Source organism: Streptomyces sp. NPDC059008 (genome assembly GCF_042749045.1).
Taxonomy (GTDB): Bacteria; Actinomycetota; Actinomycetes; order Streptomycetales; family Streptomycetaceae; genus Streptomyces.
In genome coordinates, this window is record NZ_JBHYJC010000021.1 from 48,235 (window position 1) to 73,274 (window position 25,040).

Annotated in this window: 27 protein-coding genes; 13 read left to right on the forward strand and 14 right to left on the reverse strand. The window is 68.3% G+C overall.

Annotation, left to right across the window (positions count from 1 at the left end; all coding sequences use genetic code 11):
• Nucleotides 1-112 precede the first annotated feature (112 nt).
• Nucleotides 113-583, forward strand: coding sequence for a DIP1984 family protein (locus ACFWZH_RS23890; protein ID WP_384434944.1), 471 nt, complete (start codon nucleotides 113-115; stop codon nucleotides 581-583).
• A 354-nt stretch (nucleotides 584-937) separates the two neighbouring features.
• Here ACFWZH_RS23890 and ACFWZH_RS23895 read toward each other — a convergent pair whose 3' ends face one another.
• Nucleotides 938-1,354, reverse strand: coding sequence for a hypothetical protein (locus ACFWZH_RS23895; protein WP_384434671.1), 417 nt, complete (start codon nucleotides 1,352-1,354; stop codon nucleotides 938-940).
• 998 nt (nucleotides 1,355-2,352) lie between these two features.
• Here ACFWZH_RS23895 and ACFWZH_RS23900 point away from each other — a divergent pair.
• The 4 genes from ACFWZH_RS23900 to ACFWZH_RS23915 all read left to right on the forward strand — a co-directional run bounded on the left by ACFWZH_RS23900 (nucleotide 2,353) and on the right by ACFWZH_RS23915 (nucleotide 5,720).
• The gene (locus ACFWZH_RS23900) at nucleotides 2,353-2,547 is read left to right on the forward strand and encodes a hypothetical protein (protein ID WP_384434674.1); all 195 of its coding nucleotides are present in this window, start codon (nucleotides 2,353-2,355) and stop codon (nucleotides 2,545-2,547) included.
• A gap of 56 nt (nucleotides 2,548-2,603) precedes the next feature.
• Nucleotides 2,604-3,137: a DinB family protein gene (locus ACFWZH_RS23905; RefSeq protein ID WP_384434677.1), complete on the forward strand. Its 534-nt coding sequence runs from the start codon at nucleotides 2,604-2,606 to the stop codon at nucleotides 3,135-3,137.
• Between the two features lie 442 nt (nucleotides 3,138-3,579).
• Nucleotides 3,580-4,620, forward strand: coding sequence for a vWA domain-containing protein (locus ACFWZH_RS23910; protein WP_384434680.1), 1,041 nt, complete (start codon nucleotides 3,580-3,582; stop codon nucleotides 4,618-4,620).
• Between the two features lie 260 nt (nucleotides 4,621-4,880).
• Entirely contained in the window at nucleotides 4,881-5,720 is an 840-nt protein-coding gene (locus ACFWZH_RS23915; protein ID WP_384434683.1) for a DUF1963 domain-containing protein, read from the forward strand.
• 215 nt (nucleotides 5,721-5,935) lie between these two features.
• On the opposite strand, the gene ACFWZH_RS23920 is transcribed toward ACFWZH_RS23915, so the two are convergent.
• Nucleotides 5,936-6,745 carry an alpha/beta fold hydrolase gene (locus tag ACFWZH_RS23920; protein ID WP_384434686.1) on the reverse strand — a complete coding sequence of 270 codons (810 nt, stop codon included), beginning with the start codon at nucleotides 6,743-6,745 and terminating at the stop codon, nucleotides 5,936-5,938.
• 67 nt (nucleotides 6,746-6,812) lie between these two features.
• Here ACFWZH_RS23920 and ACFWZH_RS23925 point away from each other — a divergent pair, with 67 nt between their 5' ends.
• Together ACFWZH_RS23925 and ACFWZH_RS23930 are read left to right on the forward strand one after the other, a co-directional pair.
• Nucleotides 6,813-7,187 carry a MerR family transcriptional regulator gene (locus ACFWZH_RS23925; protein WP_384434689.1) on the forward strand — a complete coding sequence of 125 codons (375 nt, stop codon included), beginning with the start codon at nucleotides 6,813-6,815 and terminating at the stop codon, nucleotides 7,185-7,187.
• A gap of 387 nt (nucleotides 7,188-7,574) precedes the next feature.
• Nucleotides 7,575-8,189, forward strand: coding sequence for a hypothetical protein (locus tag ACFWZH_RS23930; protein WP_384434692.1), 615 nt, complete (start codon nucleotides 7,575-7,577; stop codon nucleotides 8,187-8,189).
• Nucleotides 8,190-8,265: 76 nt separating this feature from the next.
• On the opposite strand, the gene ACFWZH_RS23935 is transcribed toward ACFWZH_RS23930, so the two are convergent.
• The 3 genes from ACFWZH_RS23935 to ACFWZH_RS23945 form a co-directional block, all read right to left on the reverse strand.
• Nucleotides 8,266-8,685 (reverse strand): DUF6640 family protein, encoded by a 420-nt coding sequence (locus tag ACFWZH_RS23935; RefSeq protein ID WP_384434695.1) that lies wholly within the window; start codon nucleotides 8,683-8,685, stop codon nucleotides 8,266-8,268.
• Between the two features lie 138 nt (nucleotides 8,686-8,823).
• Entirely contained in the window at nucleotides 8,824-9,462 is a 639-nt protein-coding gene (locus ACFWZH_RS23940) for an FMN-dependent NADH-azoreductase (protein WP_384434697.1), read from the reverse strand.
• 241 nt (nucleotides 9,463-9,703) lie between these two features.
• Entirely contained in the window at nucleotides 9,704-10,192 is a 489-nt protein-coding gene (locus ACFWZH_RS23945) for a luciferase family protein (RefSeq protein ID WP_384434700.1), read from the reverse strand.
• 206 nt (nucleotides 10,193-10,398) lie between these two features.
• Here ACFWZH_RS23945 and ACFWZH_RS23950 point away from each other — a divergent pair, with 206 nt between their 5' ends.
• The gene (locus ACFWZH_RS23950) at nucleotides 10,399-10,782 is read left to right on the forward strand and encodes a winged helix-turn-helix transcriptional regulator (RefSeq protein WP_384434703.1); all 384 of its coding nucleotides are present in this window, start codon (nucleotides 10,399-10,401) and stop codon (nucleotides 10,780-10,782) included.
• A 34-nt stretch (nucleotides 10,783-10,816) separates the two neighbouring features.
• Here the strand turns inward: ACFWZH_RS23950 and ACFWZH_RS23955 are convergent, their stop codons facing one another.
• Together ACFWZH_RS23955 and ACFWZH_RS23960 are read right to left on the reverse strand one after the other, a co-directional pair.
• Entirely contained in the window at nucleotides 10,817-12,001 is a 1,185-nt protein-coding gene (locus tag ACFWZH_RS23955; protein ID WP_384434706.1) for a hypothetical protein, read from the reverse strand.
• Nucleotides 12,002-12,146: 145 nt separating this feature from the next.
• Complete coding sequence (locus tag ACFWZH_RS23960; protein ID WP_384434709.1) at nucleotides 12,147-12,524, reverse strand: hypothetical protein; 378 nt, start codon at nucleotides 12,522-12,524, stop codon at nucleotides 12,147-12,149.
• A gap of 64 nt (nucleotides 12,525-12,588) precedes the next feature.
• Here ACFWZH_RS23960 and ACFWZH_RS23965 point away from each other — a divergent pair, with 64 nt between their 5' ends.
• Nucleotides 12,589-12,840, forward strand: coding sequence for a hypothetical protein (locus tag ACFWZH_RS23965; RefSeq protein WP_384434712.1), 252 nt, complete (start codon nucleotides 12,589-12,591; stop codon nucleotides 12,838-12,840).
• 187 nt (nucleotides 12,841-13,027) lie between these two features.
• Here the strand turns inward: ACFWZH_RS23965 and ACFWZH_RS23970 are convergent, their stop codons facing one another.
• Nucleotides 13,028-13,453, reverse strand: a complete 426-nt coding sequence (locus ACFWZH_RS23970) for a hypothetical protein (RefSeq protein WP_384434715.1) — start codon at nucleotides 13,451-13,453, stop codon at nucleotides 13,028-13,030.
• 307 nt (nucleotides 13,454-13,760) lie between these two features.
• Between ACFWZH_RS23970 and ACFWZH_RS23975 the strand changes: the two genes are divergently transcribed.
• On the forward strand, nucleotides 13,761-14,261 hold the full coding sequence (locus tag ACFWZH_RS23975; RefSeq protein WP_384434718.1) for a hypothetical protein: 501 nt from the start codon (nucleotides 13,761-13,763) through the stop codon (nucleotides 14,259-14,261).
• 518 nt (nucleotides 14,262-14,779) lie between these two features.
• Here the strand turns inward: ACFWZH_RS23975 and ACFWZH_RS23980 are convergent.
• The 4 genes from ACFWZH_RS23980 to ACFWZH_RS23995 all read right to left on the reverse strand — a co-directional run bounded on the left by ACFWZH_RS23980 (nucleotide 14,780) and on the right by ACFWZH_RS23995 (nucleotide 19,988).
• Entirely contained in the window at nucleotides 14,780-16,510 is a 1,731-nt protein-coding gene (locus ACFWZH_RS23980) for an AAA family ATPase (RefSeq protein ID WP_384434721.1), read from the reverse strand.
• Nucleotides 16,511-16,626: 116 nt separating this feature from the next.
• A complete protein-coding gene (locus ACFWZH_RS23985) occupies nucleotides 16,627-17,088 on the reverse strand; it encodes a hypothetical protein (protein WP_384434724.1) in 462 nt (153 codons plus the stop codon).
• A 558-nt stretch (nucleotides 17,089-17,646) separates the two neighbouring features.
• Nucleotides 17,647-18,882, reverse strand: a complete 1,236-nt coding sequence (locus ACFWZH_RS23990) for an MFS transporter (protein WP_384434726.1) — start codon at nucleotides 18,880-18,882, stop codon at nucleotides 17,647-17,649.
• A gap of 65 nt (nucleotides 18,883-18,947) precedes the next feature.
• On the reverse strand, nucleotides 18,948-19,988 hold the full coding sequence (locus ACFWZH_RS23995) for an iron-containing redox enzyme family protein (protein ID WP_384434729.1): 1,041 nt from the start codon (nucleotides 19,986-19,988) through the stop codon (nucleotides 18,948-18,950).
• Nucleotides 19,989-20,671: 683 nt separating this feature from the next.
• On the opposite strand from ACFWZH_RS23995, the gene ACFWZH_RS24000 reads away from it, so the two are divergent.
• Nucleotides 20,672-21,616, forward strand: a complete 945-nt coding sequence (locus ACFWZH_RS24000; RefSeq protein WP_384434731.1) for an ornithine cyclodeaminase family protein — start codon at nucleotides 20,672-20,674, stop codon at nucleotides 21,614-21,616.
• Here the strand turns inward: ACFWZH_RS24000 and tpg are convergent.
• Nucleotides 21,504-22,121 carry a telomere-protecting terminal protein Tpg gene (gene tpg / locus ACFWZH_RS24005; protein WP_384434734.1) on the reverse strand — a complete coding sequence of 206 codons (618 nt, stop codon included), beginning with the start codon at nucleotides 22,119-22,121 and terminating at the stop codon, nucleotides 21,504-21,506. The genes ACFWZH_RS24000 and tpg overlap by 113 nt on opposite strands.
• A gap of 232 nt (nucleotides 22,122-22,353) precedes the next feature.
• On the opposite strand from tpg, the gene ACFWZH_RS24010 reads away from it, so the two are divergent.
• Both ACFWZH_RS24010 and ACFWZH_RS24015 read left to right on the forward strand, forming a co-directional pair.
• A complete protein-coding gene (locus tag ACFWZH_RS24010) occupies nucleotides 22,354-22,488 on the forward strand; it encodes a hypothetical protein (RefSeq protein WP_384434737.1) in 135 nt (44 codons plus the stop codon).
• Nucleotides 22,485-23,609: a methyltransferase gene (locus tag ACFWZH_RS24015; RefSeq protein ID WP_384434740.1), complete on the forward strand. Its 1,125-nt coding sequence runs from the start codon at nucleotides 22,485-22,487 to the stop codon at nucleotides 23,607-23,609. Before ACFWZH_RS24010 ends, ACFWZH_RS24015 begins: the two co-directional genes overlap by 4 nt.
• 467 nt (nucleotides 23,610-24,076) lie before the next feature.
• Here ACFWZH_RS24015 and ACFWZH_RS24020 read toward each other — a convergent pair whose 3' ends face one another.
• Nucleotides 24,077-25,021 carry a LysR family transcriptional regulator gene (locus ACFWZH_RS24020; RefSeq protein WP_384434743.1) on the reverse strand — a complete coding sequence of 315 codons (945 nt, stop codon included), beginning with the start codon at nucleotides 25,019-25,021 and terminating at the stop codon, nucleotides 24,077-24,079.
• Nucleotides 25,022-25,040: the final 19 nt, after the last annotated feature.

Here is a 25,040-nt window from a genome sequence, read left to right on the forward strand (position 1 = left end):
CCCCACCTGGCGGCGGTCCGGTCCAGGCTTCGGTGGAGCGAAAACCAGGTGCGTAGGAGGCCGTTTGCGTCCTTATACTCGTGCGAACTCTGAAGGACGGGAGGTGGAGACAGTGAAGCTTGCTGAGGCACTGGCGGAACGTGCGGAGGCGACGCGTCGTGTGGAGCAGTTGCGAGCGCGCATCGTCGGTAGTGCGCGGTACCAGGAAGGCGAGACGCCCGCCGAGGACGCAACCCAGTTGCTGGCCGAAGCCGGCGAGGTGCTGGATACCCTTGAAACGCTGATCCGGCGGATCAACCGGACGAATGCAACTGTGGAGATGGGCCCGGACGGCACACTCACCGACGCGCTCGCACGCCGGGATGTGCTGCGGACGCGGCACTCGGTTATCACCGCGGCGGCGGATGCGGCAGCGGGTAAGGGCGAGCGGGGATACGGGCGCCAACTTCGGTCCGAGCTGATGATGCTCTCCGCCCTCTCGGTCGCCGAACTGCGCGGGCAGGCAGACGACCTCGCACGGGAGATCCGTGAGATCGACGTTCGGATCCAGCGTACGAACTGGGAGGTCGATCTGCTGGACTGAGCCGTCCCAGCAGACGAGGACGATGTGGAGCAGGTAGCCGTTTCGGAGGCGTGCACACACCGAGGGCCGGCGGTTTTCCAGCCCACTCCTGGCGCGTGAAGAGCAACGCGGGGGTTCGACTCCCCTTTTAACAGTGCAGCTCAGCACCGCGTACAGGTAATGGTGCACATCGCACAGCACATCACCACGTGCAGATCCGGATCGGTGAGGGCGGGTTCGGGGTTTCCCACATCGCAGCAGGAAAGACCCTTCAGGAGAGGGCCGCGGCTGGCATCGGTCATTCGTCGATGGCAATGAACACCATCGACGAATGGCCTCACCACTGCTCGACGAAGTCCCTTCGGGAGCGCGGCTCTACGACAGCAATCGCGACAGTAGGTAGAGCACCACCAAGACTCCCAGGACTGCCCCGACGATCTGCCACGTCCTTTGTGGCGAGGGCAGGATGACGACCTGCGGTGCGGACTTGCCGGGGTAGACGTAGTAGATCCGGTGCCGATGCTCGGGCACGACCACCCGGGCCAGCGGCAGGTACCGCAGGTCGGCCTCTCGTGCGATCTCGCCGTCACGCGGCTTGAGGCGAGGCTTGAGGAGAGCCTTGAACTCGCCCTCCAGGTCGTCGGGGACGGAGTCGTCGTGGGTGAGGAACGTCCTGTGCCAGTTGCCGTACTCGCGTGCGTGCTGACGCGCCATGTACGGCAGGCCGGACTCGGGCCACTTGACCTCCTCGGTCCGTGGCTGCCGGCTGATAGTGCCTTCGGTCCACGTCACGGTGTGGCCGGTGCCCGCGCATCGCTTGTGGGACTCGGTTCCTGCGCCGTCGCAGTCGGGACACTCTCGGGTGCCCCTGCCCCGGCAGGTCGAGCAGGTGACGTGTCCGCGGCCTCGGCAGGTGGAGCATGCGGCGTCGAACGCCCCACACTTTTTGCACGTGACGCGCTCGTCCGCTGCCTGCCGGGCTTCTTCGGGAGCCTTCCGGGTTCGTTGGCCTGTGCCGTCGCAGCGTAAGCAGGCGTCGATGCCGCGGCAGTCGCCGCAGGTGGTGGTCGCTGCGCAGGGCAGGTCCCCTCGCCCCTGGCAGCGCGAGCAGGTCACCCTCCCGTTGCCGCACGGGCAGGGGTCGTCCTTGACCGAGCCGCGTTGCACCAGCTGCAGTGTCGTCGCGACGGCAGGGTCCTGCGGTGGGGCGAGGGGGTGGCGATCCAGCCTGTCGTATCGCGGGCGGCCCGAGAGGTCGATACGGCCGCGGTGAAGCCGCTTGTCCTCGGTGCGGGTCTCTATGGACCGCACGATCTTTCCCTCCAGGAGCGAGTGCCAGGTGATCTCACCGGAAGCCGGCAGGCCCATCTTCGGTGCTTCCCCGCGTTCGGCGATGTGCTGTCGTACGGCTTGCAGGATGTCCGTCTCGCTCAGCATGGGCCTCCCCTGTTTCAGCCGCGGGTGCCTTCTCCGCGGCCGTGGTTGGCACCGTAGCCAAAACGCACGGCGGGTAGTGCCGAACCGGACAACCTGTACGGCCGGGCGACGCCGTGCCCATGCGCGCAGGCGCCGTGAGCGTGACGGTCGGCCGCCCGGATGCTCCCTCGTCGGCGCGGCAACCGAACCTCCGCGGCAGCCCGCCGGCGATACGCGATCCTCATGCCCTGGCGCCGATTCGACAAGATCCCCTACCGAGCCCCGCATGAGGTGCCTAACTTGGCAGCACGTTGCGGTACCACCGCTCCCGTCACTTCCTGTCGGTCGAACGAGGCGTCGAATGAGGCATCGCCATGGCTATCGTGATCACGCTGCGGGTGGATACGGCCGAGCAAGTCGCGGCCACAGGCGTTGAGGCCGACGACGACGCCGAGCGAGCACGACTCCCGCCCCGCCTTGAGCCCGCCGTGGTCACCATCGCCGGACTCACTCTGCCGGGCGTCCTGACCGCTCTGCCCCGCCTGGCGGAGGAGACTGCCCGCACCTGATCGAGCCAGGAGCCACGCCGCCTCCCCCTCCCTTCCCCACACCGAAAGGCGAAGTCATGCACGACCTCCCCACGCTGCTACGCGAGTACGACCGCGCCCGCGCCTACACCGACGACCTGTGGAGGGACCTCACCCCCGATGAGGTCATCTGGCGCCCACACGAGGACTCCAGCGCAATCGGCTGGCACCTCGGCCACCAGGCCCATGTCGCCCATTTCATGATCCGCAACCTCACCGCGGCCGAGCCCAGCCCCGACCCGGAGCTGGACGCCGTGATGGACTCCGCGAATCCGGAGAGGTTCCGCGGCGCGCTTCCCACGGTTGAGCGGCTCACCGCGTTCCGCGACACGGTCGCCGAGCGGGTCCACGTCCGTATCGGCGACATCGCCGCCGGACGTGTCGGCGCCCCCACCCAGCTGTCCATCGTCGCAACCCACCTGCTGACCGCACTCATCAACCATGAGTACCAGCACGACCAGTGGATCAGCGAGGTCCGGACCGACGACCTCGGCCACGCGCTCCCGCCCGACCCCGAGTCGGACCGGCTCAGCCGCGTCGACGGCTACCTGGTCTGCAACCCCTACGCCTGACTGCCGCGCAGGCGGACGGCCGGACTGACGGACAGGCGGACAGGCTGCTGCTGGAGGCCTCCCACCTCTCGTGGTCTGTGACAAGAACGGGGAAGCGGCCCGGCGCAAGCGGCTGATCGTCGAGGACGGCTGCTGCCTGGAGCTGGGCCGCTTCCCGTGAGCCTGGTCCGCAAGTCGGGCGTCTCCACATCACCGACCTCGTGGCGCACACCCAGCGGGCCACGCTGCCCGACGTGCCGCGCACCACCACCCCGACCTTGCCCAGGAAGCTCGGCGCCTCCCCGTTTCGTTCATAGTCCGATGCCGGTGTGAACGCGGAACTGGCTGTGGCCGGCCGAGCGGACATCGGGGCGTGTGCCCGCGTCCGACCTGCGCTTCAAGATCGATTGTCAGTGGTGGGTGGGAGGATCGATGCATCGAGTCGGAACAAGGGGGAGCAGTCATGTCCGGTACCCAGAACTACATCAATCACGTTGCTCTTGTGCTGGATGCCAGTTCGTCCATGTCGCAGCTGAGCCACAAGGTCGTCGAGGTCGCCGACCAGCAGATCGCCTATCTGGCCCGCCGATCGGAGGAGCTGGACCAGGAAACCCGCGTGACGGTATACGTCTTCGCGAACAAGGTGGAGTGCGTCATCTACGACAAGGACGTGCTGCGCATGCCGTCCCTGAAGCAGCTGTACCAAGTAGGTGGAATGACGGCTCTGCTGGCGGCCACGCTGAAGTCGCAGCGGGAGCTGGCGCAGACGGCTCAACTTTACGGCGACCACAGCTTCCTGACGTTCGTGCTCACTGACGGGCAGGAGAACGCGAGCCATCGCTGCCCGGATGCCCCTGCCAAGGATCCGCGTGAACTGGTGCAGGCCGTGGCCGAGATGATCGAAACACAGCAGGACAACTGGACGCTGGCCGTCCTGGTGCCGGACCAGATGGGCAAGCGTGAGGCCATGCAGTGCGGCTTCCCGAAGGACAACATCGCCATCTGGGACGCCACGAGCACTCAGGGTCTGGAGGAGGCCGGGCAGGTCATCCAGCAGGCGACCGAGAAATTCATGGTGGGCCGTTCCCAGGGCATTCGGGGTTCACGGGCGGTGTTCTCTACGGGTGCTGAGGCTGTCAACAAGGACACCATCAAGGCGGCCGGTCTCACCCCGGTGAAGCCGTCCGAGTACCAGCTGATCCCGGTGACCCGCGAAGCGAAGATCCGGGAATGGGTCGTCGAATGCGGGCACACCTTCCGTACCGGTTGTGCGTTCTACCAGCTGAGCAAGTCGGAGAAGGTCCAGGCGCAGAAGCAGATCGCGGTCCTGGAGAAGAAGACGGACCGGGTGTACACGGGGCCGGAGGCCCGAGCGCTGCTCGGCCTGCCGGACATGGAAGTTCGCGTCAAGCCGGACCACAACGACGACTTCACGATCTTTGTGCAGAGCACCAGCGTGAACCGGAAGCTGGTGCCGAACACCCGCCTCATGCTGATGAACTGACGGCTCGCAAGCCCCGCTGGTCCGACTGGCGGGGCTCGCTCCGGTTCCAGCCGCGTGTGGTCGTCAATCGCCGCCGGATGCCAGCGCGGCCAAGCACCTGGGGCGGCCGCTGGAGGAGACGGCGCGCTGCGGGTGTACCTACGGCCGTGTCTCGACGCCCGCCTGCCCGAAACCGAGGCCCGCGCGGCCGAACTGGTGGGGAAGCTGTGGCCACAGTTTGTCCGGACCCGACTGTCAGAGGCGGGTGTTTAACTGCCTGTATGGATCCAGAGACCACCCGCTCCGCCCTCCGTGACTTCTGTGCCGATCGACTTGGCACAGACCTCGCCGCCGGCTTGGTCCGCCTCGCGCGACCCGGTTTCGCACTCGCCGAGGCCGGTCCCGGCGAAGCCGCCGGCCACAGCCGGTTCGGCGGCCGGGCGATGCTCGAACCGGACACGCCCTGGCCGATGTGCGACGGCTTTCCGCTGAGCCTGATCGCTGTCCTCGACATCGATGCCTTGGCTCCTTGGCTCGGCGACGTCCTCCCGGCGGGGACGGGCCTGCTCAACTTCTTCTACCTGGACACCGACTCCGAGCAGTGCGATCCCGCCTCCTTCGAGCTGGCGCTCAAGTACGACTCCTTCGCCCCGCAAGTGGGGAAGGTGGTCGCAGCCCGTTCCGCACACGCCGTCGAGACGAACCCACCCGCTCGCTCCAGCGTCTTCGACCCGGTCCCCTGGGCAGCCACGCCAGGGTTCGACTTCCCCGACACCTGGGATCCGGCCTGGCGCGCCCTGGACCTGGGACCCGAGGCCGACCATATGGCCAGGGCCATGCCCGGTCAGCACGTGGAGGAGCTGCTCACCGACGGGCCGAAGCGGCCGGGCGCGCTCGCCTCCGAGGACATCGCCTTTGGATGGCCGAAGTTCCCCACGGGGAGTTCGCCGATGGTGCCGTGGGGCGAAGACCCGACCGCCTACCACCACCTGCTCCAGCTGTCCGGACAGGGCGAGTGGTATCTCGGTGGCGACGGCGGCTGGATGCACTGGTCGATACCCACCGATGCGCTGCGGGCCGGCGACTTCAGCCGGGCAATTCCGACCCCGGACATCTGGTGACCATCGGACGACTGGATCCTGCGACTGGATCCTGTCTGTAAGGAGCAGCCCGCCGGGCCAGGTTCACGGCAGCGGCCCCCCGCCCCCGGCCCGCCCCTGCGCCCGCCCGCCCGACCGACCGACCGACCGACCGACCGACAACGACTCGGTGGCGACTGGGTTGCGACGACGGCGAACGTGGCGAGCATGCGGACGTCGATACCGGCGGCCGGGTGTCACACGCCCGCCTCGGCGAGGAACCGCCGTACATGTCCCAGCCACACCGCCCGGTCCGCCTCGTCCAGGACGTGCCCGCCACCGGGGATCTCGACCATCGTGGCTCCGGGGATGCCCGCGGCGAGTCGACGCTGACTGTCGGGCAGCACCAGCCGGTCGCCGGTCGGCACCGCCACAAGGGTGGGTACGCGTACGTGGCCGAGGTCGTCGCGGACGTCGAGGCGCATGATCAGCTCGAAGTGGGCCAGCGTCCCGGCGGGTATCGCGGCCACCACGCCGTCGACAGCCGCTTCGACGTCCGCTGGGGACATCGCCGTGAGCTGGCGCTCCGAGAGGCAGGAGAGCAGCGCAAGCCGGGCCACGCCCCGCCACTCGCCCGCCTTCCCGAGGGCGGCGAGGAGATGCCCCGCACCCCCGAGCACGGGGTCGGGGGCCGCGAATCCGGCGGTGAGCACGAGGGCCGTGACGCGTTCGGGGTGCCGGGTCGCGGCCCGGACCGCCACTGCGCTGCCCAGCGATTCGCCGATCACGGCGAACCGCTCGTGCCCGCGGTCGACGGCGGAGGCCACGACGGCGTCGGCGAGCGCGTCGAGGTCGAGCGGCGCGTCCGGGAGGGGCGTACGGCCCACGCCCGGATAGGACGGACCGATCGTCGTGTGGTCCCGCCCCAGATCATCGAGAACGAGACCGAAGTTGCCCTCGATGCCGCCGCCGGCACCGTGCGCGAGGAGCAGCGCGGGTCCGTCGCCCCGTACGTCTACGTCGAGCTGATAGCGGTGTGCCTGGAGAAATGCCTGTTCAGAAGCCATGTCCAGGACGCTAAACTCTGACATGGGTGTCAGAGTCAAGGCGTTGAGCCAGGGGGAGAGAGTTCCGGTGCGGATCAAGGAAATGGCCCGGCGTGCCGGCGTGCACGAACGCTCCTTGCGCTACTACGAGAAGCAGGGCCTGCTCGCTCCCGAGCGCCTTTCCAGCGGCTACCGCGAGTACAGCGAGGCGGACCTGGAGACCGTGCGCCGCATCCGCAGTCTCCTGATGGCCGGGCTGTCGACCACCGTCATCGCCCAGGTCCTCCCCTGCATCCGCGACGACGGCAGCCGTCTCGCACCCGCCTGCCCCGACCTCGTCGGGAAGCTGAGGGGCGAACGGGAGCGCATGACCCGCGAGATCGAGGCGCTGAATACGTCCCGCGCGCTCCTCGACACTGTTCTCGACGCCGCGCCCCAGGACTTCGCCCGCCAGGCTGACTGAGGCGGCGCTGTCACCTGTCTCGCTCGCCATGGATACGACGGCCAGGGCATGGGCTCCATCTCTTCTTGCCGTGTCTTGACGCCGTCCTACGCTGGCGTGATGGGTGTGTGGAGAGAGGCGCTGATCGTGGACTGGCCGCGGGTGGAGTCGGCAGTGCCCGATGGTGGCGGCGGGCGGTCCTCCAACTGGAAGTGCTGCGCGAGCCGTTCGCTCGCGCTGCATCGGAGCCCGGGGGATGAATTTGTTGAGCGGGTCTGTCCGGCCTGAAGCTGAAGCTCGGCACTGCCTCGAGCCGGCCGACGACCTGCCTGCCTGGCCAACCGCCTGACTGACTGACTGGCCAACCGTCTAACCGCCTGCCTGACTGACTGAACGTGAGGGAACACCTTGATCTCGGAGTACCAGCAGCAATTGCGTGAACGGTTCCTCTCCGTCCCCGAGACTCCTCCGCCTGCTCCCTGGCGCCCGGTCCTGAGCCGCCGAAACCCCATAGGCGGCTTGCTCGGCATCGGCTTCGCCATCGCCCCCGGCAACGGCCACGACCTGGTCATGGTGGTCTCGGGCGGCGGGCACGGGCTCTTCGACACCCTCACCGGAGAGAAGATAGCCAGGGACCGCGACCCTGATCCCGACGACAGCACCCCGGACGCAGTCCCTGACCTCTCGTGCCCCGGACTCGGACCGATCGCTGGGACCCGTGTGCGCATCGCCGGACTCTTCGGAGGCGGCCTCCACACCACCACGTACGACGGCTGGAGCCTGGAAGTCGTCAGCCCGGAATGGCCTCACCACCGGGTCCTGCTCTCCACAGACGGAGGAATGCCCCACCGCGGACCACACGGCGAGCGCTGGTGGCACATCTTCGACTCCCACTACTCGGAACTGCGGGCTGTCGGCTTCTCACCGTCCGGACTGACCCTGGCGGTCGCCACCAGCAGCGACCTCACCCTCTGGACCCGTCGCAGTGCCGAAACGGGCCCCGCGGGCAAGGCCGACGCGTGATGCGCGAGGACGTCGCCGTGCCGCCCCAACCCGGCGAACCCTTTCGACGACACCACTCCAGTCAAGACCGCCCGGACTAGTCCTGGGCGATGTGGTGCTCCAACCGTCGGTGCTCGAGGAAGTACGCGAGTGCGTTGAGGGCCAGCATGGTTGTGGCGAGGGCCGGCTGGATGGGCGGAACCCGGTCGCCGTCGACGAGGGCGGTGCCGGGGTAGAGGATCGCCGACAGCTGGGTGATCCAGTAGAGCGACTCGGTCACGACGATGACCTGGACCAGGGAGCGCGTCCAGGCGCCCCGGTGCACCCACAGCAGGTACAGGCCGATCAGGCCGAGTGCGGCGCCCATGCTCATGGTCTGGGCATTGTGGAACTTGGCGTGCGGCGGCCAGTCGGGGTTGTAGATGTGGGTCTCGTTCCAGTCCGCGATGTAGGCACCGGCCGTGGTGACCAGTGAGGTGAGGGTCAGCAGGACCCTTGCAGTGGTGATCTTGGGCATGAGATTTCTCCGTGGGTGTGAGTGCGGTGATCGAAGGGAGGGCGTGGGGGCGGGTCCCGGAACAGGTCCCCGAACGGGTCCGCAAACGGGTCCCCGAACGGGTCCGCAGACGGGTCCCCGAACGGGTCCCGGAACGGGTCAGGCAGCGATCCGATCGCGGAACTTCTCGGCCTGCCGGCGGGCCTGCTGATGCGCGTCGGTCAGGGACGCCTCGTGGATCGGGACCAGGTGGGTCAGCGCCGGGACGACGGGTGCCATGGTCAACTCGGGCGTGAGCGCGGTGACTTCGAGGCCGAGCATGTCGCGCACGATCGTCTCCAGCGCGGGTACGACGAAGTCCTTGCCGTGGTTGGGGGTACCGGGGCCGTAACCGCCGCCGCGTGCCGAGACCACCAGGGCCGGACGGCCGGACGCCGGCGGCCCGTCGGGAAGGCCGAAGGTGCGGCCCTTGACGATGACCTGGTCCAGCCACGCCTTGAACACCGAAGGCATCGTGAGGTTGTACATCGGCACGGTGAACACGTAGGCGCTCGCCCCGAGGAACTCCCCGATGAGTTCGTCCTGAACGGCAACAGCCGCTGCTTGTTCCGGAGCGTGCCGGGCGGGGTCGGTGTTCCAGGCCGCTATACCTGCCGCGGACAGGTGCGGTACGGGCGAGACGGCCAGGTCCCGGTGGACGACCGGCGCGTCCCAGGTGCCCCGGAAGGACCGGGCGACCTGGTACGACACCGAATCGGCGCCGAGCGAGGAGGAGTCGACGTGGAGCAGGTAGGACATGGAGGAACCCTTGCTGGTCGGTGTGGAGAACGGGAAGTGGAGAACGGGGAGTGGAGACGGGAAATGGGCAGGGCAAAGCCGCAGGCTGGGCTGGGCTGATGCGGTGTGGGTGAGGGTGAGGGGAGGCGACAGCGTCGATGCCGTACGGGGCCTGGCGGCTGCTTCGACGCGACCCTCGGCAGGGGTACATCGGCGTGCCGGTCACCTGCGCCGACGTCCCGGCGCGGGGCGGGGAGAGCGGTCAAGCCGCGGCGGGCCCGGCGGTCGGTGTGTGGCCGGTGGCGTAACGGTGGGAAGCGGCGATGACCTTCTTGGCCACCTCCAGTTCGGCCTCATCGCGCGGGGCGTAGAACATGACGACATTGGCGCCACGGTCGTAGAGCGGGTGCTTCTCGCCCCATCCGGAGGCCAGGAACGCGGCGTGGTCGGCCGGGTCCAGGGCCAGGTGGAGGCTGCCGTCGGCGTGCAGGTGCACGAACTCCGCGTTCCCGCGCGGCAGGAACAGCCGGGCGCCGCGGGCGGGGGCGGCATCGCCGAGGAACACCGCCCAGGTGCTGGGCACGGAGATCTCGCTGCGGCCCGAGACGGTGTCGGGAAGCGCGCCGGCCATCCACCGCCGCAAGTCCTCCTTGATCTGCGGCGGGCTGAGCTGGGTGAGCTGCAGGTGCGGGACCTCGGGCCCGGTCTCGGGCGGGTCTCCCGCACGCTCGGGCAGCGCGGAGAACGTCATGGTGGTGCCTCTTTCGGTGGTGCGGGCGGCCCGTCGGTGGGACGGGCGGCCGGCTGATCGCCGAGCGGTCCGGCTGAGTGCCGCCCCGCTCGCTGACACCACCACGCTAGTATCCTCCGGATAGTGGTTTCCTCTGGGAAACTACCCCGTAGGTGCCCCTGGCCGCTAAGTGCGGGGGTGCTGACGCGAACGGAAGGAAAGGTGCCGTGGTCGATCCGGCGCAGCAGGAGTGTCCGATCAGTCCGGTGGTGGAGCTGGTGCTCAGCCGTTGGACCACCCCGATCCTGTGGACCCTCGAACACCACGGCCGCTCGCGCTTCAACGAACTGCAGCGGCGCCTGCCGACGATCACACCGAAGGTGCTCACCCAGCGTCTGCGCCAGCTGGAACGGGACGGCCTGGTCACCCGCACCTACCATGCCGAGATCCCGCCGAGGGTCGAGTACGCCATCAGTGAGCTGGGCCGCACCCTCGTGCCCGTCTTCGATGCCATCGCCAACTGGTCCGACGCCCACCTGTCCCAGGTCACCACTGCCCGCCGGGCCTACGACACGGCACGGGCGGAGGAAGAAGCCTGGGCGGAGGGCTGAGGCGCAGTTGCCATAGTGGCCGCCCGGACGAGAGCTAGCCGCTGATGTGGACGAGTGCGGTGCGTTCCGCCCCGACCAGCAGGAGGCAGGCATCCCCCTCGCCGTACAGAACCGATTCGAGGGGGACGTTCTTGGCGTAGGCGAGGACAGGTGGGATTCCAGGTGCCCCGGTGGTCTCGGTGACGAGCGTTTCGACAAGGTCGCGGGCGAGCCAGGAGACGAGCTCATCTCCGGGGATCTCGGGTGTCGTGGAGTCGAACTCCCAGACCAGGGTCTGGCTCCGGGCCACCGCGACCATGTTCCGCTCGGACTCGATCAGCGCGGCTCTGAGGGTGGCGGAGTCCAAGGACCGGAGGACATCGTCGGATTCGTCGTCAGTTTCGCCGCCGATTTCGTCGCCGGTTTCGCCGGCGGATTCATCGCCGGTTTCGCCGGCGGATTCGTCATCGCCCTCCTCCGCGATCAGCCAGTGTTCGTCGCCGGCCCAGCCCGCACGGAAGGCGGCGTCGGGGTCGGCGACGTTCAGGTCGATGTCATACGTTCCGAAGGTCACCTCGAAGGTCACCGCGTCGGTGTTGTTGATCCGGAGGAATTCGCTGAGCAGTGTCGTGGTGCAGGCGATCCGGTGCTCGGACACATCGCTCACATCGCTGGAGTCGGGGGCGACCGGGCCGGGAGCCGGTTCGGAGGCATCCGGGGCCAGGGCCCGATCGGCGGCGTCCGGGGCCAGGGCCAGTGCCAGACGCGTGGTCTTGGTGTCGGAGCGCACCATCATGTGCAGTTCATCGTCCAGGGCGGGGCCGCCCGGTTCGGCGGCCGCCGTGATCCGCAGCAGGTCCGTACCGTCTGCCGCCAGGTAACCGGCCAGGTATCCCGCGAGCGCCCGGCCCCGCCGGTCCAGGCCGCCGGGTCCCGACTCCAGTGCTTCGACGAGGAACGTGAACGCCTCCTCCGCACCATCGTCCGGCAGGCCCCACGAGGCGTGCAGCGGGCCGTCGGATGTCGCGTCCGGGTCCTCGATGTCGTACCGCTCGACAGCCACCGGATGGCGCCGCCCGTCGAGGCCGGCGAACGTCAGCGGGAACGCCCCGTAGTCGGACACCTCGGCCAGGGAAGGTGCGGCCGCGGCAGTCCACTCCTCCTCGTAGGACGGCGGAGCGTCGCCGCCGACGACTGCCAGGCGCCACTGCGGCAGCCACCGTGCAAACAGGTGCTCCACGGCTTCGAGTGGGCCGATGTGGCGAACCCTCGCCTCCGTCAACGTCCACCTCCGAGAGCTGCCTTGCGATCACAGCAGAGCGTATAAGCGTATAGAGGGCGGACCGCGACCACTAACCGATCGTTTCAGAATGCGACCGGGGTGGTCACTCGTCGCCGAGTCGCTGGAGGACGTGCTCGAACTCGCCGGAGTCGAGCAGGCCGGCGATCACCTGGGCCATGTTCTCGATGCCGGGGTCGCGGACGATCAGACCGTCGGAGCACCAGAAGTAGCGGCCGTCCAGGTCCTCACCGGTCCGAGCCCCCTTCTCCATCAGGCGCGCGACCTCCGCGACGGTGAACACGGTCGCGCTCCAGCGTGAGCCGTCCTTCGCCAACCGGACCTCGACATCGACGTTGCAGACGGCCTCCAGATCCTCGCCTTCGCCGGGCAGGAAGGATGCCTCGAAATGGTCCGTACGGACGCGGTACCACGGACCGTCCCAACGCTGTTGAGTGGCTGCGGACCGTTCGCTGTTGGTCATCTGAGGAGTATCGACAGCAGACCCATAAGGAACAACCGAGGAGTCCGTTTCCGCGTTCTCCGAAGTGCCCGGGCTCCGCTTCAAGATGTGGGTCTCCGATTCCGAAGCCAACAGGTGGGGCGCCGTCCTGCTGTGGGAATCCAAGGAGGCGGCGCAACAGCCGCTGCCCAGTCGGGCGCTTGAGCTGATCGGCTACCCAGCGACGGTCGCTCATTCCTTTGACGTGGAGGCCACGGCCGAGGGCCGTTACGAGACGCAGCAGCTCGCACTGCTCGGCCTGGCTTTCGACGGGACCGCTGAGGCGGTGCAGCCGTGACGGCTGCGACATGAACGCGGAAGTATGACGGGCTCTTCGCCGGCTACGTCCTCCTCCCCCCCCCCGAGCCGGATCAGATATCCGTCCTGAACCGCGCGACCGCGGGCAGTAGTTGTGCTGGACGTCCGCGACCTCGTGCCGACGGTCCGCGGCCTCGTGCTGACCGTCCGCGGCCACGCGGTTGGGCTCAGCGGACGTCCACCGTCGCCAGGTCGGAGGCCCTCTCGCGTACGGGATGGCCATCGTTCGGGCTGGTCAGGCCGTACAGGACCGCGCGGTACTGCAGAACGCCGCGGTGCACGGCCTTCACGTGTGCGGCGGCCTGCGCGTCGGTGCCCGTGGGGACCACAGCGCCGCAGGTCACCGGCTGCCACGCCTGCCCACCGTTGCGGCCCTCCAGGCATATCCGCAGGTAGCTGGCGGCGTCGTCGTTCCCCTGCGCCGTGACCGTGAAGGTCTTGCCGACATGCGCGGTGCGCGGCGCCGTGATGTCCACACCACCCTTGGCGTACGCCGGCACGGCGGCCAGCGTCACCGAGGCCAGAGCCAGCGCACCGATCACGGCCACACGGCCGCCCCGCGCCGTCGGCTCCGTCTTCTTCGTCCAGGTCATGGACTTCCCTCCCGTAGATCTCCCCCACACGGCGAGACCCACCCGTCGCGAGGGCGCCCGGTGCGCCCCGCCGACTCCCCAGATGAGCCGGCCGCGCCACTCGTTGCACTCCGCCCGACGGCGCTGCGGAGGGACGACGAAATCGCGCCAACTCGCCTGATCCCACCATCAGTCCGATGTATGCACGGAGATCGGCCACCCACCGCTCAGCGGGAGAGGGACCGGGTTTGACGGCCGCACGGGGCACGGCGCCGTCACGTTCAGGAGCCGCCGAAGTCCTTGCGCCGAGACGTCGTACCGTGGCTCCGTGGGGAACGTATTCGGTGGTGGGGAACAGAGCCTGTACCTGTCCAACGGCGGCACTGAGGTGTTCGTCGACGTGCTGATGTTGGCGGTATCTGATCTTGCTGATGACGTGTGGGACTACCGCTTCGCGGCTCTTCTGACTCTGCAGGACCAGAACGTGATGGGGCGAGGGGCTGTCGGATTCGACCTGCGGGACATTGCGTGGGGCTCAACTTCGCGGGACCGCGCCCGGTCGAAGGACTTCGTGCTGCGCGCTACGACACTCGCATCGACTCGCCACCGGTGGAGCGAGCTTGGGTACGCCCCTGCCTTCGCCGGTGACTACCTGAACCAGTTCCAAGCCATGGTCGAGTCCTTCGTACCGGCCGACGACACTCATCGCGTCGGCGGCTTCCCCGGCCCGGACGACCGTGCGATGGCCTCATGCTCACAACACCGGATCCTTAGCGCGCTCCCGCACTGGGAGGGGTGTTTCCTCTGCACCAAGCCAAGACAGTCTTGAGCATTCGAGTTGGCGAACGCCGCCAACTGTGGCGCTCAATCACAGTCGCGCTCAATCACAGTCGTGTGACTGAGTCTTTGACCTGGCCATGAGTGGTTGAGTTGGGACGAATGAGCATCGGAGGTGGCTCGCAAGGTGGCGGGCCTCTCTCTCGCCGCCGGGACGTGAGGGCGCTGCTCGGGGGGTCATTGGGGGTTCACGGGCAGGTGGACTTGATCCTGCGCTGGGCGCTCGTATGGGTGGAGTAGACCGACCACGACCTGCCGATTGAGAGGAGCGGCTGATGGAGAAGGCAGACCTCTGCGCTGATGCCCGCCCGGCAGCCGCACCAACTCGACACGCTCGCCCCCGCGGCCGCGCTGCCCGTGCCCGCCTAGACGGGGTCCCAGTAGTACTCGTCGAAGAAGCAACGGATGCGTGCCCAGCTGGACCGCTGGCGCCGTAGCCCAGCAATGCCCGGTCGCCGTGCTCGTCGCTGTCCCACGCAGGCCGCCAGGCGCCAGGCGCCAGGCGCCAGGTCAGACCTGGCCGCTGAGCTTCAGGCTGTCCCTCACCGAGTCCGCAGCGCCCACGCCGTCTTGATCGCCCACCTCGTGGAAGATTGCTGCGGCCTGAGCCAGTGCCTCGCCGGCCTTGCGGAGTTGGTTGTCCGCATGGAGGAGGCGGCTGAAATTGACCAGTGCCCAGGCTTCCCATCTGCGTGCGCGGCGCTCGCGAAAGATGGCCAGAGCCCTGGTCTGGGCGTCGAAAGCACAAGCCAGCAGGTCGGGCTGTTCATGGCTGCCATGGTGCTCAAGCTCGCGGCCGAGGGCTGCCAGAGCCTTTGCGACAAGGCCGTTCGAGCCGTCCGGGAGGTGCGATACGGCCAGCACGGTTTCGGTAACAGCGACCAAGTCGTCGAAGCGCCACCTGGAGCTGAGGTACAGGCCAACGAACCAGGCGAGCAGCACGTTCCGGCCGTGACGGCCCTCTGCCTGCGGAGCGGTGACCGCGGCCATCAGGTTCGGACGTTCTTCATCGAGCCACGCGAAAGCCTCCCCGCGGCCGCTGAACCGGGAGTCGGTGAGACTGGGCGGGGAGAACACTCCTGCCCGGATCATGTACCCCTCTGTATGCATGGCCGCTGACGCACTGAAGATGTAGTGGGTGTAGAGGCGCCGGCGGGCGTCCTCGCGGTCGTCGGCTTTGGCATGGATCTTTCCTGTTTCATCGGCATACAGGCGCACCAGATCGTGCAGACGCCAGCGGCCCCAGGTACGCCCGGGCTCGATGAGATGGGTGCGGGCGAGGTTCTGCAGCAGTTCCTCGGTCTCGTGCCGGTCACTGGCGGCCAACCAGGCCGCGGCTTCGGTGGATATGTCAGGGCCGGCGTTGAGCGACAACAGCCGGAACAATCGCGCGTGGAGGGGATCGAGGCGCGCGTAGGACAGGTCGAACGCGCTGCGCACGGCCCGCTCCTGCCTGCGCAGCCTGTTCAGGCGCAGATGCTGGGCTGCCAGGGCCTGCGCGAGGGATGACAACGGGCGGGCAGGACTGTCGGCCAGGAGGGCGGCGGCGATGCGCAGCGCCAGGGGCAGGTCTCCACATGACCGGGCGATGGCGGCAGCGTCGTCCGGCGAGTCCTGAACGCGGGTATCACCGGGACCGCGTGCTTCGCGCACGGCCCGATCAAGCATGTCGATCGCAGATGTTTCGTCGACGACATCCAGCTCGAACAGGCGGGCGCCGAGATCCAGCGTGTCTCGAGAGGTGAGGAGGGCGGCGGTGAGGCCGTCGGTGGGAAGGAGCGGGCGCGCCTGGTCGGCAGTGGAGACGTTGTCGAGCACGACCAGGATCCGGCTTCCCGCGCCCGCGAGAGCAGCCAGGGCACTGCGATAGAGACGTGAACGGTCTTGCAGGCCCGGCGGTATGTCCTGGGGTGGCATGCCCAAGGCGCGTAGGAAGCCGTCCAGAGCCTGTTCGGGCGGCAGTCGACGCTCGGGGTCGTAGCCGAACATGTCCACGAACAGGACGCCGCCGGGGAACGAGCCCTGTTTCTGCAGTGCGCGCCTGGCGGTCTGCACGACCAGCTCCGTCTTACCGATCCCCGCCAGACCGGCCACCAGCGCGGCCGACGCCGTCTGCGCTGCTCCAGGTTCGAGAACCTGGAGCAATTCACCGATCTCCCGGTCTCGGCCGGTGAAGACAGCCGAGACCGGGGGCAGGCCGCCCAGCGCCGGGGTGATCGTCTGGGGCAGGTTCACGTTCACGGTGTGCCCCTGGATCACCGTCCCCAGGAAGACCCCACCGCTGATCCGGTTCTCTACCCCTGCCACCGGATCTTTCGGCGACGCAGGGCCTTGGCCTCCGACCGCTGCCATTCTGCTCAGTCCCCCTGACCGGAGCCGGCGCCTCCCGGAGCAGCTGGCGGGGGCGCGGGCTGAGTGCGAGTGGTGAACGACGCCTCGGAAAAGTCACGGCCTTGTAGAACCGGACCGTGGAAGGTCCCTCCGCTGATCTCGTTGCGGGTCGCTCCGTCCACGCTGTGCACCACCGCTGTCGCCTGCGTGAGCCACTGTTGCAGCCGTGCGTCGAAGTCCACGTCCGCCGCAGCCCGCATCGCGAGCGCAGCACCCAGTGCTTGGGCCCGCATCGGATCGGTGGGCCTCTCTTCCAGCTGTGCCAGCTCCGCCTCTCCCGGAGGCGTTGCCGGGAGCTGCCCGCCGTCCTTGTCACGCTGGAATGGTCGACGCACCAGCACACCCAGTCTTGCCCACATCTGCCGACCCAGCTCACCGCCGACACCGCCGGCCAACGCCTCCAGCAAGCCCGTCGATATCGGATCCATCCCTGGCTCCTCTCCCGTACGGATGTCACGAGAGCAGACACCGCAACCAGCTTGCGACACCAATCCCCGCCTGTACTACCAGCCACGTGGTTTCGGTGGCCGACGAGCCCGAGACCGCCCAGTGAGCAGTGCCCGGTCGTTCTCAGGCGGGGCCCGCACACCGGGGTGACAGCCACGCTACGTCGCTTCGCCGATGCGGTGCGCGGATCTGCCCTCCGTCTGGCAATTTCCATCTGGTTCCACGCGCTTCTCGTGCGCCCGGCCTCCCTGAGCCGGTGCTGGTCCTCCACACACTCCTGCCGGCACGTCTTCAGCTCCTCCGGGCGCTGCTCTCACCGGAGCGCCGTACGAGCAGGAGCTGCTGGCTGTACCAGGCGAGGACGGTTCCCGAGCGCGCGTGCGTTTCATAGATGCCAACCTTCAGTCGCTTCAGTCGCTGATGGGGGTACAGACCCCTGTTGAGCTGCAGCGTTCTCAAGCGACTCAAGCAGCGACCGAGACGGTCTCAGTCGCTGCCGTGGACCATGGTGCCTCGCGCCCCTCCCGCTGGTGCTTTGGTTAGGACGTGTACGCCGCCGGTACGGACCGCAGGCTGCGCCGCAGCACACTGAGCGCGACGACGGCGAGGGAAGCGACCATCGCAGTACCGGTCAGGAGGTAGAGCCGGCTGCCGTCCCCGGAGAGGGTGGTCAGCAGGCCACCCGTCCAGGCGCCGAGGGCGACGGCGGCGTAGGCGATGCCCCGGCAGATGCCGGAGATCCGGCCGATCAGCTCCGGTCCCGCGACGTGCTGGCGCATTGCGCGCCATTGGACGTTGAAGACGACCGCACCACTGGTGTTGGCGAGGAGGGCGGCGGCGACGATGGCGATATGGGCGGGGTTGGCCATCAGCGCGCAGGCGCTGGCCAGGCCGGCCAGGCCGAGGCCCATGCCGAGGGAGTAGCCGGCGCGTCTGCCCAATCGGGGCAGCAGGGAGGCGGCGGCCAACGCGAAGAGGCTGGAACCGGTGAAGATCAGGCCTACGGTGACAGCCGAGGCGTGCAGGTTGTGGCGGAGTGAGTAGATGGCGTAGATGTCCAGGGAGCCGGTACAGAGGTTGGATCCGGAGCTGAGCAGGATGCCGATCCGGATGGGGCGACGGCGCCAGGCCTGGCCGAGTCCGTCCCTGACATCGGCCCACAGCTCTCGGACGGTGACGGGCGTACCGGTCGGAGCCTTCTTCAGGCTGCGCAGCGGGAGGATCAGCATTGTCGCGACGAAGAAGCTGGCCGCGTTGACAGCGATGGCCGGGCCGCCGTCCCCGAATCCGGTCAGGAAGCCGGCCAGCGACGGGCCGAGCACCGCGCAGAGTGTACGGGTGGCCTCCAGGCGGGAGTTGGCCTCCAGTAGCTGCTGGGCGGGCATCAGCCTCGGGATGGCGGCCTCGTAGGCGGAGAGCAGGGTGGAGGCCGAGCAGGCCATCACGACCGTGATCACGGCGATGACCGGGAGGCTTGCCGCCCCGATCGTCACCAGCACCGCCAGTATGGCCATCAGGCTGCCGGCCAGGAGGGAGGTGGTGACCAGCAGGCCGTACGGGCCGCGCCGGTCGGTGAAGGCACCGCCGAAGAGTCCGGCGACCACGTGCGGGGCCATGGAGAGGCCGAACACCAGTGACATCGCGCCGGCGGATCCGGTCACCGCGTAGACGACCAGGGGGAGGGCGACGGTGTAGACCTCGTCGCCGAGCTGGCTGCTGGTCTGGGCGGTCCAGAAGCGGACGAATGAGGTGTCCCGCCCCAGCGGTGTAGCCAATTCGTCCGCCCCCGTGTGTGCGTTCTCGATGTGCGTTGTCTCGCGTTCTCGGTACGCCCCTGCGCTCAGAGACTGAAGTAGTCCACCTTGATGCGCGGAATGTAGTTGGCGATGTCCGAGTAGTACTGGACGATTCCGTCGTGGAACTGGTCGTAGGAATGCTTGATGTCGTGCAGATTGTTCACGGCCTTGTGCGCGTTCGCCGCCGGAACATCGCCCAGCACCTCCACCGCCTCGTCCAGCAAACCGACATGGCCGGCCTCGACGTCGATCTGCATATGCGTGATCAGCGGCTCCGCGCAGGCTTCCGGATATCCAGCGATGCGGGCTGCCCGGCGCAGGCTTTCTGCGCCCTCTTCGAAGTCGTCGGCACGCGCTTCAAAGAGCGTGGTGCAGGCGATGTACGAGAGTGTGTCCTGGCGGGCGATTTCGCAGAGGTTGTTGATGAGCGACCACGTACCGATGACCGGGTGGGCGGACTTGATGTGCTCCTTTGGTACGCCCATCTTCTTCAGCGACTGCAGCATCATTCCCGCGTGGTTGTACTCTTCGGTGAAGTACTTGGCCAGAATCGGGGTCAGTCGCTCGTCGTCGCAGTGCGCGATGGCCGTGGCGATGTGCTTGGGTGCGGATTTCACATAGTGGTAGGTCTCCATGATCATTCCCATAAAGACCTCGCCGCGCAGCTCTCCGCTCTCCAGTCCTGCGAAGAGGTTGTGGAAGCCGATCTGCCGGCCCCACATGTCGCAACTCTTCTCGATCTGCTCGACAAAATCCTTACCAGGCACAATGGCAAGCGGCTGCGGTCGGTGCAGCAGTCCCAGCTCGTCGAAGGTCTGGGCGATCTGCCGTACCGAGTCCTCGTCGACCTTGGCGCGTTCGGCGATCTCGGCGATCGAGTGGCGGCCGTCGAAGTACCGCTTGATGGTGAGGAACTGCTCTCGGGTCCCGAATTCCTCGGTGATTTCGAAGTACTCCTTGCCGACGATCATCAGCATCGGCGATTCATCCGAGGTCCACTTGAACGTACAGTGCCGCAGGCGCGGATGCTCGATACGGGCCTGGGCATTTGCGAGGTCCGCCGGGGCGGTGGTGGGGGCTGTCATGAGGAGTCTCCCGAGCCTTTCAGAAGCCGTTTCTCGGTGCTATCGCGCCCTATGGAAACCGGGGGTGCCGCGCCGGTTCACGCAGCACCCCCGGCGTAGCTGCGTCAGCCGCAGGTGGTGATCGAAGCGATCTTCGAGCCCCCGGCAGGAGCCTCGACCTTCTTGACGGAGATCTTCATCATGCGATTCACCCCCCTTTGATTTCGAATTACTCGAATTACCGAGTGTGGGTTGACGAGAACCCCGAACCTCGGATCGCCGAAATGCTGCCGCAATACCCTTGACGCCAGCAAGAGAGATCACGGTGGCCTATGTCACACGGAGATCGACATCCTGGCGGTTTAACCGCAGGTCGTCGACCCGCGCGGCTTCTGTTGGCACGCCTCCTGCGGCGTAGATTTCAGCCTGGAGTGAAATTACCGAGGGGATCCATTCCGGCCCGGCTGAAACCGTTCGCCCGACGCTCGTTGTCCGGTGGGCATTAACTGCGGCTACGGGTGAAGCAAACGTTTCTCACTGTGGCATAACGCCCACTCTCCTACCGGCGGGTTCAATAGCTTTTCCGTCAGCCCGGCACCTGCAGCGCGGCGCGCTCGACGCCCTCCGACCGCGGCCAGGGCTTGAATCGTTCGCCCGACGGTGACCGGTTGGCCACGGCCATGGCAGGCGGCGAGACTGCCCCGATGACCTTGCTGCTGACCGCTAGTCAGATCACCCGGTACCTCGGCCTCGACACCGCCCTGGCCGCCCTGCGTACAGGTTTCACCGCCGCTCCCGCCGGCCCCCGCCCGCTGCGCACCCACACCGCACTGCCCGGTCCCGGTTCCGCGACGGCGCTGCTCCCCGGCCTGATCGACGACATCCCGGCCTACACGGTGAAGGTCAACGCCAAGTTCCCCGGCGCCACACCCGCCCTGCGCGGGGTGGTCTGCCTGCACGATCTGGCGGACGGCGCGCTGCTGGCCGTACTGGACTCGGCCACCGTGACCGCCTGGCGAACGGGCCTGGCCGCAGCGCTCGCCACCCATGTCCTGGCCCCCGCAGGCGCCGACAGGGTGAGCATCATCGGCGCGGGGGCACAGGCGCGGATGGTGCTGCGGGGGCTCGGCCGGCTCCGTGCGGTGAGACGGCTGACGGTCCATGACATCGATCCGGAGCGGGCAGCGGCCTTCGCTTCGGAGCAGGGACGGCTGCTGGGGATTGCCGTGGATGTGGCCGCCGATCCCCCGTCGGCCGCCGCCGGTGGCGGGATCGTGGTCCTGGCGACCTGGTCCCGAACGCCCCTGCTCGACCTGTCCGATCTGCGCCCGGGCACCCACATCACGAGCCTGGGCGTGGACGAGCCGGGTAAGGCCGAGCTGGCTGACGACTTGCTGAGGGAGGCCCGTACGGTGGTCGACGACCTCGAACTGGCACAGGCCGTAGGCACCTTGCAGGGCCACGGGCCAGTCGCCGACGCGACCTTCGGCGAGGTACTGCGGGGCGAACGCCCAGGCCGTGAGGACGACACCCAGCTCACCGCATACACCCCGGTCGGCCTGCCCTGGCAGGACCTGGCACTGGCCTGGCCCATATACCAGGCGGCGCGCGCGGCCGGCGACGCTCCAAGCGTGGACTTCCTGGCATGACGGACCACAGCCGGGTGTACAGCTCGATGTCGAACCGCTCCACGTCGGTGACGTCGACGCCGAGACCGTCCGCGCGGGTGTTGTCGGCGCGGAAGTACATCTGCGCGAGGCCCTCGGCGGCGATGCCCTGGAGCTGCTGCTCGTTGGCGCCCTGCTCGCGGGCGCCCTGCTCGCGGGCGGTGAACAGACGGTCGACGTAGGCGGGCGGCAGGGCCTGCGTGATGTCGCGGACCCTCGCGTCGTCGGTGCTGCCCGGCGCAGCGGTGAACCCGAACCGGGCCCGGGTGGAGACGACGTTCCCGACGCGCCGCCCCTTGCTGAGGCACGCACGACGCCCGCCCAGCGGATCGACACGCTGAACCCGCAGGCCCTGAACGTCTACACCCGGATCGCGCTCGCTCTCAGCTCGCCATCGATGAGTCGGCGACGTGCAGGCCGACCAGCGCCCCGGCGTTGCCCTCAGCCGTCTTCTCCCGCACCGGGCGGTCGGCGCCGGCACAACCACCCTGCGTTATCGATCCGGTCGCCCAGTCGCCCAGTCGCCAACTGTCGTCGGCCAGACTCGCCGGCCATGACTGGCCGCCACCTCCAGTACCTGCGCGTTCCTGTGTGCCCCTTCCGCCAAGTAGCGACGGCCGTCACAGTGAGGTTGGCCAGCTTCCGTACGCCCTTCCCGCCCGCCGCCGGCTGTCCTACCGTCACCAGCGCGACATTTCCGATCCGCAAAGGAGGACGTCGTGCTCACTCCCCGCATGGCCGTGATCCACAACGACGGCGGTAGGCACGGTGGTCCGCCGGATGACCAGCCCTGGCCGGTGCCGGACGAGGAACCCAGCCCCGACGGAAGCCGCCCCCAGGAAGTGGCGCCGTGACCACACACCCTTCACCAGCCCACCTGGGACAGGCTGCGCTCGCCAGGGGTTTGGCCGAGAGCGGCCTGCTCTCCCCGCAGTGGCGCGAGGTCTGGGAGTGCACCCCGCGCCACCGCTTCATCCCGGACCCAGCCTGGAAGCAACTGCGGCGCGGCTGCGAGCTGGTGACGGGCCGGGAGCGGGAGGACCTGATTTACAGCGATGAGCCCGTGGTCACGCAGCTGGACAACGGGGAGCCGGGCGGACCCGGCATCGCCACCTCCTCCAACAGCATGCCCTCGATGGTTGCCCGACAGCTCTGCGCCCTGGACGTCAGGCCAGGCCACCGCGTGCTGGAGATCGGCACGGCCACGGGTTACGTCGCGGCCCTGTTGTGCCGACGGGTGGGCGAGGAGAACGTCTACAGCGTTGAGATCGACGGCGTGCTCGGCGCCCAGGCGCGGGCCAATCTCGCAGGCGAGGGGTTGTACCCCACCCTGCGGGTCACGGACGGCGAGATGGGCCTCGCCGACCACGCCCCGTACGACCGGATCCTGTCCACCTGCGCGCTGCGCGAGGTACCGCTGTCTCTGGCCGATCAGCTCGCACCGGACGGTGTCCTGGTGGCCCCGATGACCGACGCCTTCTACGGCGGCGCCACGGTCCGCCTGGCGCGCCAGGCCAACGGGGACCTCTCCGGCCCGTTCTTCCACGGCGCCTCGTACATGCCCATGCGCTCCCACCGCCTGGAGAAGCTGGGGCCACCGGACACCACCACGGCGCGGCACCGGCAGACCAACCTGGATCCGGAGCGGCTCTATCCGTTGGGCTTCGCCCTGTACGGCAGCGCCCGTCTACCGGGCGTGCGGATGACTCACGGCTTCCACCAGGACGTCCGGACCGTGTGGCTACAGGCCGAGGACGACTCGGCGGCTGTGGCCGGTGGCGGGACGGTGACGGTGTACGGGCCGCGGGACCTGTGGGCGGAGGCCGAAGAGGTCGAGGCGGAGTATGGCGCCCGCGGCCGTCCGGACACCCCAGCCTTCGGCCTGACGGTCACGTCGCACGGCCAGCACCTTTGGCTACACGCCCCAACAGAGGTGATCTGCGCGAAGTCGCCGGGCGAGGCTGCCGGCCTGTGACGTCGACCCGAATCCGATGTGCCGGCCGGGGGCTACCGGTCCCGTAGGTGAGTGACCAGAGCTTCGGACCTACGGGCCGCCTCGCCGCCGCGCAGGCGTGGGCGAACGCCATCGCCCCGGGCACCGACGACGGCACCGAGGAGTAGAGGAGTAGTCGAGACGGGAGGCGGCCCGGTGTGCGGGCTGAAGCGTCCGGGTGTTGCCACCGCCGACTCCTGCCGAGTGAATCCTCCGCCGAGGATCACGACCCCGGTCAGGAGCCTGTGGAGGTTTCCTGTGGGGCCTGCTCTCGCTGCTTGCACGACGGGTGGCTTTATACGCGAGCAGCGACATACGCGAGTAGCGACGTCGTTTTGACATGGCATTGGGCGTCTTGACATGGCATTGGGCGTCGCACGCTGAGGCGAATAGGCGGTGTTCACGAGTACGGGAGTCAGCTGCCGCGGGCCTTTCCCCGGGCGTATCCGTCACCCCCCGGTCCGGTTGGTGAGGGGCTGGTGAGAGGCGGTCGGTGGGGCGAATAGTGCCTGGACGGTTTCGGCGGCCGTTTCGCGCAGCCAGGTGTGGGCGCGGTCGTCGTCGTAGCGCTGGTGCCACAGCAGGTACAAGGGGATGTCGGGCAACTGGAGCGGCAGCGGCAGCGTGACCAGGCCGAGTTGGTCCCGGGCTGCGCGGGTGGCCGCGTCTGGCAGGGTGACGACCAGGTTGGTGCCGAGCGCGAGTTGCAGAGCGAAGGCGGCGGTGGGCCCGGCGGCCACGACGCGTCGTTCGTTGCCGCGCGTGGTCAGAGCGTCATCGATCTGGTCGTGCAGGCGCCCGCGCCGCGAGACGGTGAGGTGTTCGGCGGCCGCGTAGCGTTCGAGGCTCAGCGGGCCTTCGGTGAGCGGGTGGCCTGGGCGTACGGCGACGACCAACCGATCCCTGCCGACGAGGCGGTGGCGGATGTCGGGGAGCGTCGGCCGACTGGAGCTTGATTCGAGGTCGACCTCGCCTCGGCGCAGCTCGGGGGTGTCCGTGCCGGGTTCGGCAGGCAGGCGCAGCTGGACGCCTGGGGCCTGGCGGTGGACGGCGGTGATCAGGGCGGTGCCGCAAGCAGCTGTCAGGACATCGTGCCAGCGCACGGTGAAGACCCGCTCCAGAGCCGCCAGGTCGAGTTCCTGCTGTGCGGACAGAAGTTGGTGGGCCTGCTGCACGAGAGCGTGGACCTGGGCGCGCATGGCCAGCGCGCGGGTGGTGGGGACCATGCTGCGGCCGGTGCGGACCAGGATCTGGTCACCGGTGGCCTTGCGGATGCGGCCCAGGGAGCGGCTCATCGCCGGTGCGGTGACGTGGAGGCGTGCTGCCGCGCCGGCGACACTGCCCTCTTCCAGCAGGGCGTCCAGGGCGGTGAGCAGGTTCAAATCCAGTTGCATGAGAGTAACTCTACGAGTG